Source organism: Bacillus sp. JJ634 (assembly GCF_036962285.1).
Lineage (GTDB): Bacteria > Bacillota > Bacilli > Bacillales > DSM-1321 > Peribacillus > Peribacillus asahii_A.
Genome location: NZ_JBALMU010000183.1, coordinates 413 through 640 on the forward strand (window position 1 = coordinate 413; position 228 = coordinate 640).

Below are 228 nucleotides of genomic sequence, written 5' to 3' on the forward strand. Positions count from 1 at the left end.
CCATTGATTATTTTACAAGTAGATTTATAAAAGCAAAATGGGTCTATTCCTTGTTGTGCTATATTTTATCTGGAATTCTTGGACCTCTATTATTAGGGTTTTTACAAAATCCAATAGATTTCCCTGCAAGTTTAAATAATAGCGATACATTAATACTTTGTTTTACAGGGGCGTATTTTGCAGGTCTTTTTGCAGTAGGTCAATATCTTATTTATAGAATTACAAAAA

The 228-nt window shown here is 29.4% G+C and carries 1 protein-coding gene; it reads left to right on the plus strand.

Going from position 1 to position 228, the window contains the following annotated elements; translation table 11 throughout:
- The coding region (locus V7068_RS21140; protein WP_499714428.1) for a hypothetical protein at positions 1-228 on the plus strand (228 nt) is incomplete at both ends.